The sequence below is a fragment of the Brevundimonas sp. NPDC058933 genome, assembly GCF_049315965.1.
Classification (GTDB): Bacteria; Pseudomonadota; Alphaproteobacteria; order Caulobacterales; family Caulobacteraceae; genus Brevundimonas.
Genome location: NZ_JBMOSL010000010.1, coordinates 50475 through 66725, shown reverse-complemented (window position 1 = coordinate 66725; position 16251 = coordinate 50475). Strand labels below are relative to the sequence as shown.

The 16251-nt window shown below is 64.0% G+C and carries 16 protein-coding genes; 1 reads left to right on the top strand and 15 read right to left on the bottom strand.

What is annotated here, in order from left to right:
* Nucleotides 1–77: 77 nt before the first annotated feature.
* From ACOZBP_RS14425 to ACOZBP_RS14410, 4 genes are read right to left on the bottom strand one after another with little or no spacing between them, the layout of a single operon-like run.
* Nucleotides 78–3989: a hypothetical protein gene (locus ACOZBP_RS14425; protein WP_422677010.1), complete on the bottom strand. Its 3912-nt coding sequence runs from the start codon at nt 3987–3989 to the stop codon at nt 78–80.
* Nucleotides 3989–6175: a M23 family metallopeptidase gene (locus ACOZBP_RS14420; protein WP_422677009.1), complete on the bottom strand. Its 2187-nt coding sequence runs from the start codon at nt 6173–6175 to the stop codon at nt 3989–3991. Before ACOZBP_RS14420 ends, ACOZBP_RS14425 begins: the two co-directional genes overlap by 1 nt.
* Nucleotides 6176–6637: a virion core protein, T7 gp14 family gene (locus tag ACOZBP_RS14415; protein WP_422677008.1), complete on the bottom strand. Its 462-nt coding sequence runs from the start codon at nt 6635–6637 to the stop codon at nt 6176–6178.
* Between the two features lie 13 nt (nt 6638–6650).
* Entirely contained in the window at nt 6651–7169 is a 519-nt protein-coding gene (locus ACOZBP_RS14410) for a hypothetical protein (RefSeq protein ID WP_422677007.1), read from the bottom strand.
* Nucleotides 7170–7222: 53 nt separating this feature from the next.
* Here ACOZBP_RS14410 and ACOZBP_RS14405 point away from each other — a divergent pair, with 53 nt between their 5' ends.
* Nucleotides 7223–7654 (top strand): surface-adhesin E family protein, encoded by a 432-nt coding sequence (locus ACOZBP_RS14405; RefSeq protein ID WP_422677006.1) that lies wholly within the window; start codon nt 7223–7225, stop codon nt 7652–7654.
* 13 nt (nt 7655–7667) lie between these two features.
* On the opposite strand, the gene ACOZBP_RS14400 is transcribed toward ACOZBP_RS14405, so the two are convergent.
* The 11 genes from ACOZBP_RS14400 to ACOZBP_RS14350 form a co-directional block, all read right to left on the bottom strand.
* Nucleotides 7668–9875 carry a hypothetical protein gene (locus ACOZBP_RS14400; RefSeq protein ID WP_422677005.1) on the bottom strand — a complete coding sequence of 736 codons (2208 nt, stop codon included), beginning with the start codon at nt 9873–9875 and terminating at the stop codon, nt 7668–7670.
* Nucleotides 9872–10483: a hypothetical protein gene (locus ACOZBP_RS14395; RefSeq protein WP_422677004.1), complete on the bottom strand. Its 612-nt coding sequence runs from the start codon at nt 10481–10483 to the stop codon at nt 9872–9874. The genes ACOZBP_RS14400 and ACOZBP_RS14395 overlap by 4 nt, the downstream gene beginning before the upstream one ends.
* The gene (locus ACOZBP_RS14390) at nt 10455–10799 is read right to left on the bottom strand and encodes an HNH endonuclease (protein WP_422677003.1); all 345 of its coding nucleotides are present in this window, start codon (nt 10797–10799) and stop codon (nt 10455–10457) included. The genes ACOZBP_RS14395 and ACOZBP_RS14390 overlap by 29 nt, the downstream gene beginning before the upstream one ends.
* Nucleotides 10800–10976: 177 nt before the next feature.
* Nucleotides 10977–11933 carry a hypothetical protein gene (locus ACOZBP_RS14385; protein ID WP_422677002.1) on the bottom strand — a complete coding sequence of 319 codons (957 nt, stop codon included), beginning with the start codon at nt 11931–11933 and terminating at the stop codon, nt 10977–10979.
* A 251-nt stretch (nt 11934–12184) separates the two neighbouring features.
* On the bottom strand, nt 12185–13036 hold the full coding sequence (locus ACOZBP_RS14380) for a capsid assembly protein (protein ID WP_422677001.1): 852 nt from the start codon (nt 13034–13036) through the stop codon (nt 12185–12187).
* Complete coding sequence (locus ACOZBP_RS14375) at nt 13036–14553, bottom strand: portal protein (protein WP_422677000.1); 1518 nt, start codon at nt 14551–14553, stop codon at nt 13036–13038. Before ACOZBP_RS14375 ends, ACOZBP_RS14380 begins: the two co-directional genes overlap by 1 nt.
* A gap of 9 nt (nt 14554–14562) precedes the next feature.
* Nucleotides 14563–14889, bottom strand: a complete 327-nt coding sequence (locus tag ACOZBP_RS14370) for a hypothetical protein (RefSeq protein WP_422676999.1) — start codon at nt 14887–14889, stop codon at nt 14563–14565.
* 13 nt (nt 14890–14902) lie between these two features.
* Nucleotides 14903–15118, bottom strand: a complete 216-nt coding sequence (locus ACOZBP_RS14365) for a hypothetical protein (protein ID WP_422676998.1) — start codon at nt 15116–15118, stop codon at nt 14903–14905.
* Nucleotides 15115–15306 (bottom strand): hypothetical protein, encoded by a 192-nt coding sequence (locus ACOZBP_RS14360; protein ID WP_422676997.1) that lies wholly within the window; start codon nt 15304–15306, stop codon nt 15115–15117. Before ACOZBP_RS14360 ends, ACOZBP_RS14365 begins: the two co-directional genes overlap by 4 nt.
* Before the next feature lie 390 nt (nt 15307–15696).
* Entirely contained in the window at nt 15697–15945 is a 249-nt protein-coding gene (locus tag ACOZBP_RS14355) for a hypothetical protein (protein WP_422676996.1), read from the bottom strand.
* Nucleotides 15946–15959: 14 nt separating this feature from the next.
* On the bottom strand, nt 15960–16247 hold the full coding sequence (locus tag ACOZBP_RS14350; RefSeq protein WP_422676994.1) for a hypothetical protein: 288 nt from the start codon (nt 16245–16247) through the stop codon (nt 15960–15962).
* Nucleotides 16248–16251: the final 4 nt, after the last annotated feature.

Genomic DNA, 16251 nt, shown 5'->3' with positions numbered 1-16251 from the left:
CCTTTCGTTCGCCCACGACGAAAGGCCCGGCCACTCGATGAGCGACCGGGCTATCCGGGCTGGATTATGGTTGGTGTTTAGTCGGCGCCGAACGTCATGATCGTCGCCAGCGCATCGTCTGAGACGCCGTAGTTCCGGGCCTTGTTCTCGATGCGGTAAGGCTCCCAGCCCTTAGCCTCGCCTTGCTCCTTCGCCTCGGCGGCGCCGGTGCGGTCGAGCATGGGTGCGAGGTCGGGGAAATCGCCGCGCTTGATCGAAGCGTTCGCCAGTCGCCGGAACCGGGAGACGGTATCTTTGATCTGCTGGGCGCGCTGGGGGTCGCTCATGTTGGCGTAGTCGCCACTGTGGACGAGTTCCGACAGCGCCTCGTGCATGTTCAGGCCGGTCATCGGATCACGATACTCCTGACCTTGGATGGTCAGGACGCGGGCGTGTTCCTTCGGCGTGATCTTCTGGCTGTTGAAGCGCGCGGCCGGTCGGGTCGCGAGGACCAGATCGGGGTCGCCCTGTGACAGGGCCGAGATTTCCAGACGCACCATGTCGTCTTCGCGCTCGCTGATCCGCATCGGCTGAACAAGCCCCTCGATCCAGCCGCCATCCCGATCCTTGCGGACGACGGGAAGGCCCAACCAATCGCGACGCTCGGGGAGATTGTCGGACAGGAAGGGGATGTTGCGGGTGAAGTATTCGATGAACTCGGAAGCCTCGCGCATCACCGGGTCTTGGGTCTGCGCCGCGTTGCGGACGATGGCCGGGACGAGGGAGTCGCCCATCTTCTTGAACGCCGCCTTGGTGACGGCGGTGCCGCGCGAGGATTCCGTCGTCGAGAACGACGGGTCCAGCAGGTCAAAGAAGTCGCCGACGCCTTGCAGCGCCGCCTTGTTGACGATGTTGTTCATGATGGCGCCCATGACGCCGCCGACCAGAGCCGAAGCTTGGTCGTCCGCGAGATCGCGGTCACGCATGGTCTGATACAGGTCCGCCGTGATGCCGAGCATTTCGGCCACCGGCGACAAGGTGCTGTATTGATACCAGCGCCCGCCGAGGCGGATCGAATACGACTTAACGCCGTCCTGTTCTTCGGCCGGGCTGCGCTTCCCAACGATGTCGCCGTTGGCGAACAGGAGCGCGGCGGTCCCCATGAGGGCCATGCCGCTGACCATCCGGGCCATAACGATGTCGGCTTCCGCGCCGCCTCGGGACAGAGCTTTCTCCTGACCGTCGAGGGCGTTGAAGTAGTTGGCGAAGGCCGCGCGGTTCTCTTTCGTGATCCACGCCAGCGCCGGGTTCCGGTCCACCATGCCAGCCCGAACGAGGTTGATCGGGGTGCGGAAGAACGGGACGTAAAGCGCCTTCACGATGGGGATGTATTTCATCGCCTTCTCGAAAGCCTCGACGGCGGGGCCGGTCTTCTGGAAAGCCATGAGACGGGCGTAGTCGTTGGCCATTTCGCGGATGTCCACGGCGGCCAGCACGTCGGCCGCATCCTCAAGGCGGGTGTCGCCGAGATAGGACTTGGCCGGGTCGTAGGTCTCGCCGGTTTCCTCGAACGCCTGTTTGGCGCGGGCGAAGGCTTCGGCCGTGGGCCGGGTCGTCACCGCGTCGAGGGTCTTGGCGAAGACGCGATCCGCATCCTTGCCGCGCAGTCGAGCCGCACGATAGGACGCCTCGCGAGAGGCGAGAGCGTTGATCTGCATCCGGCGGGTCATGACCTTCGTGAACTCGTCCATCCCGAGGGAGGGTCGAATACCGAGGGTGCGGAGCGTTCCGAACAGGCCGGTCATGGCCATGTCGGGGATGACGCCGATGCCGCCCTGTTTCCATTTTTCGCGGCGGGCCGCGTTGAACTCGAACGGCTGGGCCATGGCGTAGCGGCCGACCGTTGTTTCGATGTCGGTCTGCGGCGCCGCATGGACGAAGGCGCGGAACCCGGCCTTGGTCGCATCGACGAAGGATTGATGGATGCCGAAGAGGTAGGCGTTGGCCTCGCGGAAGGTGACGCCTTCGGCCGAGGTGCGATTGCCGCCCAATGCGCGGCGAAGCGGACTGGTGATCCCAGCAGCGATGTATCGTTCGCCCACCGTCATGGTGGCGTGAAGCACCGAGCCGACCGCGTTGCGGACGGCGGTTGCGGGCGTCGTGAGATACCCGGCGACGAGGTAGTAGGACAGGTAGTCGCTGAACCCCATCTGACGACCCTTGCGGAGTTCGTCTTTCAGGGCGCGCGCACCGCCGTCGCCGTAGGCTTCGCGGAGGCGCTTAAGCGCTTCGGCCATTTTCGCGGCGTCGAGATCGCCGGTGCCGAGGGCGTCAGCCATCAGGTCCATTTGGCCTTGCAGGTCGTTGACGATCCGGCTGCGCTGCTTCGCCATCTTCATGATGTTGAGCGCGCGGGCGACTTCGGATTTCGCACCGGCCGCCATGGCGTCGAACATGACGGTCGCCTGTAGCTGGGCCGCCACGTCCCGAACCATGTTGGCGTCAAACACGCCGCTGGACAGACCTTTCTCAAGGTCCGCCATCTTCGTCATCAGATGGTCAGTGTGCTGGATGCTGATCGTTTCCAGCGCGTGGATTTTGGCGGCGATACCCTGATCGCCGGTGATGTCGGCATGGGCCTTCACGGCGTCCGACACGGTGATCCCGAACGTCTGCTGACGATCCGCGACCGACTTCCATGTCTGCTTGGCGTCTCCGGCGGCGTCGTATAGCGGCTTGAAGATGTCGGCCATCACGCCGACGATTTCCTCGAACTTCTCCGGCTCGTTGGCCAGCTTGTCGAAGTCAAAGACCTCCATGTTCCAGTGCGGCGACGGATCGTCGCCGATATTGGCGCCTTGGCGTCCCGCCCATTTGACGAAGCGTTCGACCTGATCGGGCTTGATGTAGCCCCGGAGGCGGTCGAGGTGATCGGTGACGGCCTTGAGCCGTTCGGGCGACATACCCTTGGTCCATTCGGCCTTGATCTCGGGACCGGCCTCGACTTCGGGACCATCCATGCGAGGGCCTTGAGCGCGGGGCTGTTCGACACGCGCCGGGAGGGCCGACACCGGACCCTGTTGGGTCGGGCGGAAGGTCCAGTCGTCGCGCGTCAGCGCCGGGAGCGTCAGGGCGTCCACGGTATCCAGTTCGTCGCGGAAGGTTTGGGGGAGATCGACCGGGTTGGAACGGAGGTCCGCATCGATCCGAGCGCGGGCTTGGCCGCGACCGCGAACCATGGAGCCGACGCCTTCAAGGGCGCCGGTGAATGCGGCGCCAGCGGCGGCCGACATCACGGTCTGCATGACATCGTAGCGATCCTGCGTCAGGCCGGTCGCATCCGCTTGGGCCAGAAGGTCCGTGCCGCCAGCGACAAGGGCCTGAACGCCGACCTTGGCGCCGATGGTCGTGCCGCCGGTGACGTAGCTGGTCGGGTCGATTGCCGAGCCTGTAAGGGTGCCAGCCAGCGCAGCCGCGCCGTGAAGAGTCTTCCCGACGATCCCACCTTCAGCTTCCCAGAACGGGTCTTCCTTGGACTCGCGGGCGAACTCCTGACGGCGAGCGCGCTCGCGCGTCACCATGTCGTCGGCGTAGTTGCGAACTCCCGAGGTGTCATTGGTCATGTCGATCAGGACACCGGGGCTGTGCACGAGGCGCGAGATCAGACGGACCGGGTTCAGGGTGAAACGGTCGCTGACCTGCATCGCCTCGCGGTGACGGCCCTGTTGGTTCAGTTCGATGTAGTCGGCGGTGTCATCCGCACCGGCCCGCCATCCCTCTGCAAAGAGGTTCGTGTTGACGGTGTTGGACCACACGTCGGCGAAGCGCTCGCCAAGGGAGCGTTTGTCGCGCGGATTGGAAAGGGAAACAGCCGCCGATTGGCGGCTGCGGTTCTGATCCGGTGACGTGCCGTAGTGGCGTTGAATGAAGGCGCGACGGACGTGTTCGGGGGTTCCTTCTTCGAACTCGAACTGGTGCCCGTCAGGGCCGGTGAAACGGATGGTTCCCATTAGTCTCCTTGGATGATGTTGCCGTTCCTATCGACGCGGGTGACGCCGGTGCGAGCCGTGGTGTTGGTCGTGCCGGGCGCGCGGGTTGGGCCGCCGGTGGCGGCGACCTGCTGCGGTCGAACTTGGAGACGGGGAGTGTATTCGGCGATCACCTCGTCGGCCGCGACCATCGGGGCTTTGCCAGCGGCGACGCGGCGCTCCCATTCGATCATGGCTTCTGCGCCGAGGCGGCGACGTGCGGGCGGTGCGCCCTCGCCGACGATCTGACCGATGGACGTTCCGACGTAGGATCGAGCGACCACGGCGGCGCGACGTTCCTCCGGCGGGACCGAAGATGATGCGCGTGAGCCGGAGGCCACACGCTCCTTGACCGCCAGATAGGCACGGGTCGCATTGCGGCCGGTCCCGAAGAGTCCCGCGTTGTAGTCGCGGTCAGCTTGGGCGCCGATGGCGGCGTAGTTCGGTTCGGCCACGGCAAAGCGCGAGGCGTAGTTCAGGACCAAATCCTCGTTCTCTTCACCGTTCTCAATGTCGTTGCGGAGGCTGCGGAAGGCGCCCCGCATGGTCATGGCTTCACCCGGTTCGAGGATGCCGCTGGCCGCTGCTGTCTGGATCGCCTCGTCCACGTTCTCGCCGCGTAGCGAGCGGTTGTAGAGGTCGAGGGTCAGGTCGTCCTTGGCCTCGACGCGAGCCTTTTCGGTGCGGCGTTCGGTGTCGGCCTCGACGCCTTCAATCGCATTGAGAACGCGCAATTGTTGGGCCGGGGTCAGGACCGATGCGCCCGGCGCGCGGTCGCGGCGTTCGGCGGTAGCCTGTGCGTCCGCCATTTCCACGCCGGGGGTCGCCGCGACGGCTGCGGTTTGCGCCGGTTGGTCGATGATGGAGCGCGGGTCGATCCGGCGACCGTCCTTGTCGCGAGCCGAGAAGTGAAGATGTGGGCCGGTTGAGTTGCCGGTGTTGCCAGAAGCGGCGAACGCCGTGCCTCGCGTCACCCGGTCGCCAGCTTTCACGTCGATGCTATCGAGGTGGGCGAAGCCGGTCGTTCGACCGTCTTCGTGACGGATGATGACGGTCTTGCCGCCACGTCCACGGTTGCCCGCGAACTCCACGACGCCATCGGCCGGAGCCACCACAGGCGTTCCAACCGGAACCGCGATGTCGATGCCGCCGTGATCGGTGGAGGCGCCGCGAAGCGGAGCGCGACGGATGCCGAAGCCCGAGGTGACGCGACCTTCCAGCGGCATGATGTAGGTGGGCGCCGGAACGGACGCCGCCGGAACGGCTGCGGATTCCTCGACTGCCGGGAGCGGCGAGCCGTCGATAGGCTCCAGTCCAGCGACCGCATTTGCCGTTGCTCGTGCGTCTTCGATCTCAGCCGCCACGTCTTCCGGGCGACGGGTGTCGAGAAGCGAGTAAAGGCCGGATAGATCGCCGGTCTGCTGGGCGTAGGCCACGACTGAGTTGACCACTTCGTCTTGCACGGCGACGCCATCCAGACCGGCTTCCTTGAGGCGGTCCACGGTGGCCAGAAGGTCGATGCCCTCACCACGTCCAAGCGCCGCCTGAACCTCGCCAGCGGTCATGCTCAAGAGTTCGCGGTCAGTGCGTTCTTGCAGGACGCTCGATGCTCGGCCGCTGACTTCGTTGGACCAGCGCTGGAGGCGTTGGCCAACTTCGAAGCGAACCTCCGGGCTTTCGAACAGGTCGCTGACCTCTCCGATGAAGCCGCTGGCTCGCTCGCTCATGTAGGTCTCGATGTCTTCGACGGTCGCGCCGTCGTTGATCAGATCGTCCAGCCCTTGCGCCGTTTCGGTCTCGAACTTGGTCTGGCGGGCTGACGCGGTGACGCTGAAATAGGCGCGCTGATAGGCGGTCGCCTTGGCCTTCTCGGGATCGAGATCGACACCGGCCAGAGCGTCGGTCGTGCCTTCGGCGTATTCCGTCTTCGCTCGTTCGGCCGTCTCGGCGATGTCGTGGCGAAAGTAGGCGTTGGCCGTGTCCTCGGCCATGCCGAAGAAGCGACGCAGTTCGTCGAGGTTGTCGCCGCGCTGGGCGTCGCGCATCGACGAGGCGATGCGAACCGGGTCAACGCGGTCTTCGCGCCGGGTCGGCAGGATGGCGTCACGGTTGTTGGTGATGCGCTCCTGCGACTGGCGCCGGATGGATTGTCTGGAAAGATCGACCATTTACTGAGGCCCCTTCGCGGCATTGGCTTGCTGAATCTGGAGGCTCTTGCCGCCGTAGTAGCCTTGGGCGCCTGCGCTCGCGATGCGGAGACCGGCTCCGAGGATCGTCGGGGACTGGATGCGGGAAGACATGCTGTTGGCCTCGGCTACGGCTGCGCGCTGCTGGGACTCCGCGTTCAGGCGGGTGCGCTCGCTGGCCAGTTGATTTTGGAAGAGGCTGTCCTTGAGCAGGGCTTCGACGCTTCCACCGATATTTAGACCGGCTTCGCCAGCGGCGACCTTGATGCGGGCCTGCTCTTTGCGCGCGACGCGCTGGCGTTCGTTGAGTTCGGCGACTTCCGCGACGCGGATTTCCTGCTGCTGAGTGGCAAGCTGGGCGTCGATGGCTTTCTGCTGCGCCTTGGCGGACTGCATTTGGCCGATGGTTTCGGTAGCCGCGCCGACGACTGCGATGGTCGTCATGATTGTCACGGGATCACAGATGGATTGGTCCCTCCTGAATGCTGCTGAGTAGGTAGAATGGGCGGCGTTCTCGGCCGTGGTGGAGTTCGACTTCCTCGATCTCAAACCCGGCCCGAAAGAGCCACAGAAGGCTCATGCCGTTGCGCGCATCGACGTAATTGAAGAGGCGGGGCCAGCGCTCGTGCCAGCGGGCGACGACGCCATAAGTCGCCTTGCCGATTGCGATCCTCGCTCTCGGCCTTTCCATGCCCGGCGTTCCGAGCATCCACACGATCCCCGATGACGGATCATCTGACGGCCCCACGCCATAGACACAGATCGCCTCGTCATCGTCGGTGATGACCCACGCATCGGCGCTGTTCATGACCGACATCGTGAGGACGAGAAGCGGGTCAGGGTCGCCGATGGTCAGGAGCGGGTTGGTCGCCCGTAGCTCGTCGAGATCGGCGGGGCGCATGTTGTTCGCGATGGCCTCAAGCCAGTCGTGAATCTGCTCGCCCGATGCGTCGGCGAGGTCGTGAAAATGGATCATAGGTTGCGTGGGGCCGCTGCTGATGCCAGTGAGCGGCAAAAGGGGGACGGCACATGCGAATGATGTTGGTTGGAAGCGCAATCGCGGCGCTTGCGACGCCTGTCGCGGCTGGGGATTGGCGTCTTGTTTATGCGGACGACCATGATGCTATTGCTATCGAGGCAGATAGTATTCGCAGCGTGGTCGGGAAGAAGGTCGCGTGGGTGGCCCTGCTCAGGGCCGAACCTGAAGAGGGCGTCGATTACAGCCTCTCGCGGAGAGAGTTTGACTGTTCGGCTTCGACCGTCACCCCACTGTCGTTTGTGGCCTACCGCGCGAACGGCGAGTCTATCCATTCCAGCCACAGTAGGCGCCCAACCCAAGCCGTCGTTCCAGACACGCTTGGGTGGGAGGCGTTTGATGCGGTTTGCTTCGGGACGAATATGGATGACATGCAAGGTTGGTCGTCGCCATCCGTGTTGCTCACAGACTATCGGACGCGGTGAGCACGAGGGCTGATTAGGCCCTCGCTCTGTTGTAGTAGTTCGCTTCCCACTCCGCGCCGATGAAGGTCGAGGCGGCGTAGGTGTCGTTGATGACCCTGATGCGGGTCGTGACGTTCTGGCCATAGACCTGAAAGCGATGCGTCCCCGTGCTGTAGCTCGGGGTGTTCAGCCGGAAATGCTGCGCTCCGAGGGTCTTGCTCGTGAACTGCGCCGTCTTGGCGGGCAGCACTTCTTGCACATTCGGGTTCACGCCGTAGGGCGCGACCGATGTCTTGAAGTAGGCCGTGTTGCTGAACGACAGCGAGAAGGTTCGCAGGGTGGTTCGGCCCGTCGTAATGGCCTCGCCCCTCTGCGTCCGCATGAACTGCGTCGAGAACTCGAACGAGAAAACGTAGCCCTCGCCGATCACCACGGGACCGGCCGTCTCCAGACCGGGGACGAGGACGATGTTGTCCGTTTCCCAGACGTAGGTGGACGGGTCGATCAGCGTCTCGGGTCGAGCCGTGAAGCCGGAGCCGCGCACCATTTGGAAGCGATCCTTGTTGGGGCGATACGGCAGGACGAAGCGCGTCTGGTTGGACGTGCTGACGAACTGGCCGGTCACGGTCGCGCGTCGATCCAGATGGATTTGATTCACCGTTTCGGCGGGCGATGCCGCTTGCTGAAGGTTGATCTTCTCCAGCCACAGACCGTCGTTGCGCTTCACCGTCAGGAACAGACTGCCCCCGAGATAGGCGCCGGAAACGACGGTCGCGCCTTCTCCCAAGTCCCACTCATGCCATGCCGACTGAACCTTCTCGTCGGACGAGGCCCAATAGAAGTTGTAGCAATAGATGCGGTGGGGCGCCCCATGCGTCAGCGCAAAGATCGCCGACAGGTCGTCGGCCGGGATCAGGGCGTGGACGCCAGCCGGGATGTATTGGGCGCAATGCGCGGTGACATCGGCGGCGGTCGTGGCGTCCGCTCCGGCGAGCCGGGTGTATTCCATGATCTTGGCCCAGCCGCTGTTCTCGACGGCGAAGTAGATTTCGGAGCCGAGCGGCGCGAGGCCAGCCTTGATGTTCACGGTGTAGTTCGTGGTGGGGCGGATCGCGATGGATGCGGCGGTCAGGCCGAGTTCGCCGTTGGTCAGGCTGAATTGGGTCTGATCGCTGGTGAGCAGGATGCCTTCGTTGTGCGCGGTGGCGTCCAGCAAGGGAGACACGCGGGTCGAGGTGGCGCCTACGTCGATCACGTCGCTATCGAGATAGTCGGTCTGGCTCATGCGCCAGAAGTTGCCGAAGTCGCCGACGCCCGAAAGGACGCAGTTCTCATCGTAGAGGAACGCCAATCGGTTCTGGTAGAAGAACACCTTACGGATCGGGCGACCGATGAAGCCGGGGTTCGGGTTGATGTCGGTATCGCCGACACGGCGCGGCGCCCACGAGAAGGGCGCGAAGGTGAAGGTGCCGTCAGCCTCGCGCACGAGGGCGTGGGGCATGGTCCGGTAGTCGATGGCGTTGACGAGGCCGGGCTTGACGCATTCCTCCCAGACGCCGCCGCGACGGACGACGTAGTAGGACATGAAGCCGCCCGTCTCATCGCCTTGAACGCGGTAGATCGCGCCCTCGGCAGGTGGCGTGTCGCCTTCCTTGACCGGCGGGAGCTTGTCGAAGCGCTGGACCGTGCCGGTGATGACGCCGCCAGCCGGGTTCGGCGGATATTGGTATCGGGCGCCGGGTCCATAGGGATCGCCATTGGCGTCTGTGCCGATGCGGCGGTTCAGCCAGATTTGGTAGGCTTCGTCAGGCTGCGTGTCGGCGCCCAGCGGGGCCATGGCGCAGACCTTCTTGCGATTGCTGATGAAGGTGTAGTCCGCGACCGTGAAGGCGCTGATGTCTTCGCTGTAGTCGGCGATGCCGGTCAGATAGTCCCAGCCGCCGGGCGCGGCGACGGGAATCTGCTGGCCGGTCTGGCTGTCGAACACCTTGATCTGACCGTCTGCAACGATGGCTACATACTGTTCGGTCGTGTCGCGGTTGATGGTGTGGACGTGCGCGTTGGTCGGCGCGGTCTCCATGAGGCGGGCGACGACTTCGGTCGGCGCGCGCTTGGACAGGCCGAAGGCGATGGACGGCCAGCCGTTGGTTTGGCTTTCGAGTTGATCGGGCGAGCGGACCAGCGGCGATTGCTGCGAGACGCCCCCGTGAAGGGACGGCAGCGAACGGGTCACGAGGCTCACTTAGCGCGCCTCCAGACCCGGCCTCGCCGGTGGACCTGCGCGGCCAGCGTCTTGTTGGCGCGAAACAGGTTGGTGTCGGCCGACGCGGACTGCTGGCGCTGGAGCGTCAGCCATGCGCGGCGCTGATCCTCTTCGCCGAAGCGGTCAGCGGTCGGATCGCCGACGACGCGGGCTTGGAACTTCCGGCCAGCGGCGATGACGGCATAGCCGCGCGCGGCTTCCGGCAGGGCGTCGAAGGTAAAGGACCATTTGATGCGGACCTTGATCGGCGCCGTAATCGTCCACGTCAGGTTGGCCGCGTCCCACAGGCCGAAGCCTTTGTTCGGGTGTTTGCGGACAACGATGTCCTGCGCCTTGTCCATCGGGTCGATGTCGAGGGCGCCGGTGGGGACGGCGATGAAGCCATCCACGTCGGGGGTGAGGACGTGATCCTCATCGGTGTTGAACTTGAAGCCGTAGAGGCAAACTTCGCGGACGACCTTGTTCAGTTCGCCGAGCGCGATGGATTGATCGACGATCTCGGGAATGATGGCGTTGACGGGAAGCTGGCCGATGCCGATCAGCATGTCGTTGACGGCCTCAAGTTCCGTCATGGGCGCTGCCAGCATGGGCGCTGCCTCCTTCGGAACTCAGGATTTTGTTTGCTTTCCTCAGATTAAAGTCGGCCCGCATCACCTGAAGGTTGTCTTGGTGATGAAGCCCGCCTTTGCTCAGCGGAATGATGTGATCGACGTGATATCGAGTGCCGGGATTGTGTTTCTCCAGCAGCTTCGCCAGCCGATAAAAGGCACGGATCGCATCGCGATCCGCACCGGGCGGGAGGTCTCGCATCCGTTGGCGTCGAAAACCCTTGTATGAGTTGACGCGATCAGGATTCCGCTTCGCCCATTCACGCTGCATGGTTGCGACACGTTCCTTGTTCAAGGCGTATCGCTTCCGGGCCTTTGCCGAGTGGCAGGACCGACAGATGCGGTTAGGTCGAGCGGCGAGACTTGGCGACCAAGTGTCGGGAACGACGAGCTTGGTCGAGCAGTCTCGACAGTTCATGGTCCTAAAAAATAAGGGCCGCCCTCATAGCGAGGACGACCCTTACTGTCGTGGTTAGGCCGGTGCGCCGGTGCGGAGTTCGACCGCATCCGAGGCACGGAACACATCGGTGCCGGTCATCTGACGGGCGAGGATGAGGGTGCCTTGCTTGCGGACCTGATCTTCGGTCTGGACGGCCAGACCTTGGACTTCGGCGGTCGCGATAGCGTCCTTGGTCCAAACGGCGCCCACAGTCGTCGCCATGTTCAGGCGATAGCGAGCCGGGATCGCGTTGTTGGCCGCGTCGTTGGTGCCGAACGGCGAGATGTTCGACTTGATGATCTTGATGCCGTCGATGGTTTCGAGCGTGTGCTTGCGGATCGAAGCGTCGCCGCCGTTGAAGTCGCGGTTCAGGTTCTTGTCCGACTGCGCCAGCAGATACCATTGGGCGGTCTTGAGCAGACCGTAGATATCGACCGTATCAACGCGCACGTTGGCTTCGTCGAGCGTCTGCTTGGCCTTGGAGAAGGCGGCGAACAGCTTGGCGACATCGGTGAGCAGAGCCGCGTCAGTGACCGGCGTGGCGACCGGGCCGCCGAGCAGGTCGTTGGTGCGAGCAGCCTTGATGACGGCGCGCTGCGAGTTCTGGTCGAACTGGACGGCCAGAGCTTCAGCCAGTTGGCGGACGTATTCGCCGCGCACGTCGTAGTGATTCAGCACTTCGTGGATGTCGGCGACGAACACGTCCGAGATCAGCTTGTCGTCGGACGACAGGACGATCTCATCGTGGTCGATCTGCTTGCCGACGATTTCAGTGCCGGGCGTGTGGTAGGTCGCGGTGGCGCGGCCGACGCGCGGGAAGCGCAGCGACTTGCCGTTGGTCAGCGCGAACATGCGCTGCTTGTCACGCATGACGGTGGCGCGTTCGTATGCAGCTTGGATTTCGCCGCCGAAGAGGTCGAGTGCGAGTTCCATCGTGCCAGCGGTGCCGCCAGCTTTGAACATCGGGTTCGAGGGGGTGGAGTTAGCCATTAGGCTCCTTGATTGAGAGAGAGTTTTTGGCTCCCGTCGATCAATCGGAGTCCGCTGGCGGCGAGGTTGTGCGGTCGGAACCGGCCTCATCGCAGCCGGATCAATCCGCTTTGAATTTGGGAGAAAGAGTCAGGCCGGGCTTTCACCGGCCGCCCGCCCGTGGGCGGTCAGTTCCCTGTTGGCGCTGGGAACTGTGCGGCCTCGCCAAGCGAACCTCTGCGGAGGTAGGCGGGCGTGGTCTTAGGGGTGCTTTAGAGCAGCGTTCCCGCTGCTTTCGAACGTGCCGCCTTCTCCGCGACCTCGGCCACATAGGCACGGTCGGTCTGGTATCGGTCGGTCTTCATCGCGGCGACCATTTCCGCCTTTGAGCGGAAGATGTCGCCGGTTGCGGCGCCCGGCATCGACTCGACGAACGAGCCTTCGGACGGGTGCGCCGCCTTGTATTTCGCGACCAGCCATTCGACGCCCTGTGTGGCGGTCGTCGGGTTGGACACGAGGGTATTGTAGCTGTCGATCTCGGCGGCGCTCAGAGATGAGGCCGCCCAATCGGACGCAGCATTGAAGACATCTTCGCCGCCAGCGGTGGCGTGTGCGCGCTGGAACGCCAGTTGCGACAACGCCTCCAGACCGGCGAGATAGGTGTCCACGGTTTCCTGCGGGACGCCCAGCTTCACGATCTCTGCGATCTGTTCGGCGGCGGGCTGGCCCTTGGTTTCTTCGTAGTGCGAACGGAACGCCTCGAACGCCGTCGTGACCGGGTTGGCCTCGGCTTCGGCCGGAGTCTCGGTCTTCGGTTCGATGGTCAGATCGTTCGGCTTGGCCGCTTCGTCAGCGGTCGTTTCCTCGGACTTCGGAGCGCGGAGCTTGGCTTCCAGTTCCGCATACGACTTCGCCATGTCCTCGGCGCGGATCGCACCCTTGTCAGCATCCCAGAATTTTTCGGGGATGTGGTCAGGGCGGGTCGGGATCGAAGGGGTTTCCGGCGCCGTCAGTGATGCGACGTAGGTCGAGGGGTCGGCGCCCTCGGGGAAGGCCGACGCCGGAAGCTGGGAGTAGTCAGGTGCGGGCGTGGTGGTCTCAGTGACCGTGCTTTCGAGGCTCATTAAGTTCCTTGGTTAGGGTCTTGGGTCGCCGCGATGGCGGCTTCCGCGATAGCCGGGGTCGCGGCTTGCATGGCTTGCTGCGCCATCGCTTGCTGCTGTTCTTCGGCCATCTGTTCCTCCGTCTTCAGGAGGGTTTCGAGGCTGGAGACGCCATGCTCGTTGCCAAGGCGGCTCAGGAACGCCGGAGCGTTGATGAGTCCCGCGAAGACCTGCGGCGTCAGGATGGAGATCGCATCGGAGGCGAAGGTGCGGAGGCGGTTCACCTCGGCGGCCCGGCCCAGCGCGGCGAGGCCCGTCACGATCTTGGGACGGATGCCATTCGGAACCGGCGGGATGAGCTTTCGCTGTGCGGCGACATAGAGGTAGCGAGACGCAATCGGGCGCTGGAGTTCAGCGGCCAGCACCGAGAAGGTGCCGCCCAAGGTGTTCTCCAAATCCTCCGACTGGCTGCGGATTTCCTCGGCCGTGACGCGCTCGGCGTCGCGGTAATTGCTCACGAGGAAGGCTTGCTTGACCCGCGCTTCGATGGTCGCGGTCACGTCCTTGATGACGGCGAAGTCCTGCGACTTGTTCAGCGCCAGCGATTGGACGGCTTCGACTTCACCGTAGATGTAGTCGCCGGTCTCGGCGGCGGCGAGTTCGTTCAGATCGACCGACGAGTTCGGGTTGACGACCGTGATGACGCGCGAAGCGATGGCCGCGAAATCGACCATGGCCTTGTAGTTGTCTTCCATCGACAGCAAGTCGCCGAGATATTCGGTGACGTGACTGCGGCCGTAGGCTGAACCGGGGACGACAAGCCAACGCGGCGCCAACCAACCGGCCTCTTCGACCGGGATCGCTTCCGACTTCGTGCCGTCAACGACCGTGCCGTTGATCTCCTGCCAGTGAGTGACCTTGCCTTCACGCTGCTCGACGACGGTGTAGACGTCGATCTGTTCCTCGTCCTTGTTGGGATCGAGCTTCAGGCCGAGTTGGGTGCGAACCTTCTCGGGCAGCGTGGAAGGCCAGACCTTCTCTTGGATGATGATGTCGGTGAAGTCGCCGTAGTTGTCACGTTTCACCACGAACTGGTCGATCCGGTAGACGCGGGGCGCGCGATCCTGCGGGAGGTAGGCGACCACGTTGCCCGCCACGATCAGTTGCTTGATGACCTCGCCCAGACCCGGGCGGACGTTTAGATCGTCGATCATCGCGGCGGTCGTTTCCGCGACTTGCGAGAGACGAGTGTCCACGTCGTTCTTGTCGGCGCCGAGTTGGGCGGCGGCGAAGGCGTCGAGTTCAAGACGGAAGAATTGGACGCTCGTGGGGAACAGGGTCGAAAGCAGCCGGGCCGACAGATTGCGGAGGCCGTGGGCGCCCGCCGACTGATACGGCTGGGTGGTGCTGGTGTGTTCGTTCTGACCCGCTTCGGGGATCAGGCCGGGGATGGTCAGGCGCGATGCTTGACGCGCCTTCTCCAGAACGGAGGTGCGAGCGACAGACAGCGCGCTGAAACGCGCTGCTGCGGTCTTCATGCGTGAGGCTTAGGCTTTCGAAAGAATGGTTCTGCCGACGAGGCCCAGCGTTCCGGGCATCTTGGCGAGCGTGGGGGCCATGTCGTGCAGCTTGCCGCCAGAGCCGCCGCCGGGGGTGGGCGTGGGCGTGGGCGTGAGCGGTGCCGGTGGCGCTGTCGGAGCCGGTGCGGGCGCCGGGGCGCCGGGCGTGGCCTTGCGAATTGTCAGGGAGCGGACGCCGCCAGAGCGAGCGCGGACGACGGCATCAAGGCCGTCGAGATAGGGGTTGCGAAGGACGCCGGGTTCAGCCGCTTGCGGCGCCGAGACGACCTTCGGTTTCTTGAAAAGGGAGCACATCGGCCGGGACTCCTTAGAGAGCGTCGGGCCGCTGGATGGACCGTTCGTATTGGCGTTGAATCTGGCGCGCGAGATCGCGGCGCCCGGCGGCGAACATCACTTCGTCGAGGCTCTGACCGGGGCGAGGCATTGGCTCAGCGCAATGCTTCTCAAGCCACAGCATCAGGTCAGGGATGTTCGTCGGAAAGGTGTTGTCCGCACCGTGGGCGGTGGGCTGGTGACGGCTCAAGTGGAAGGGCTTTCCTTCCAGAGAATGTTGATCGTGCCGCCGATTGCGGCGCCGATGGCGATACCTGCCTCAAGCTGATCCGGCTCGATGGCGATGCCGAAAGCCGTCAGGATCGCGACGATGCCGACGTAGGTGGAGCGTTCGCCCATGCGCTGGAGGACGAAGCGATAGAATGCGGTGAAATCCATTCTGCGCCTTTCGTGAAAATTGAGGGGAAAGGGGCATCCGCGTTAAATAGAGGATGCTGAAATGTGAGGGCCGGTGGGCCGCGAAAATCGAAGAACTGCTGGCACCGCACACAATCGCTGTGGTCGCCGAGCCGGAGCCGCGTCTGCTCTCAGAAGCTGAAGGCGGATGCGCCTACTGTGGTCGCGAGCTTCCGATGTCAGTCCAAACGCGACGCTTCTGCGGGGTCATCTGCAAAACGTCTGCCGCGAAGCGACGTTCGTTGGGAATGCCGGAGGCGAAGGGGGCTGCGGTCGAGACAACCGCGACTTGCCGCACCTGCTTGGTGGATTTCAGCTATCCCCGAACAGGTAAGCCACGGGTCTATTGCAGCTCAGAGTGCCGAACGAAGCCTACAGGCCGAAAGTGACAGGTCCGATGACCTGATCGTCGCCCCACATGCGGAAGGCGAAGGCGCCGATGTCGTCGGCAATGGAGATCACGGTCCCGCCGGTGACGCCGTGTCCCATGACGTAGAAATCATGGGCGTCGTGCTGGATGCCCTGTGAAAGCAGCCATGCCGACGCCTCGTCCCCGAGGTCGGTCGGCAGGAGGAAGTGCGACGCATCCGATAGGAGCAATCGCACGAACCCAACCATCATCAGAGCATCCGGCTTCAATCGACGTGGCGCAACTCGTTTTGGGCGTAGTCGCGGATCGCTTGGACGTGGACGGTGTGCGGGCCTTCCGCCGTCGAAAGCATACGTTGGGCGCTGTTCAGCGCGTCATGGCCGTCGATGCCGATAGCCTCGGCGATGACCGCCGCCACGAGGTAGAGCGCGCGGACCTGATCCGAAGGGTTCTCGTCTTGGATACGCGACAGCAGCAGGAAGGCTGGCTCGCGCAGTTTGGCGACCGTGGAGTCCGTGCGGACCCGATCACCGATTGAGGGAAGAGGATTCATGAGC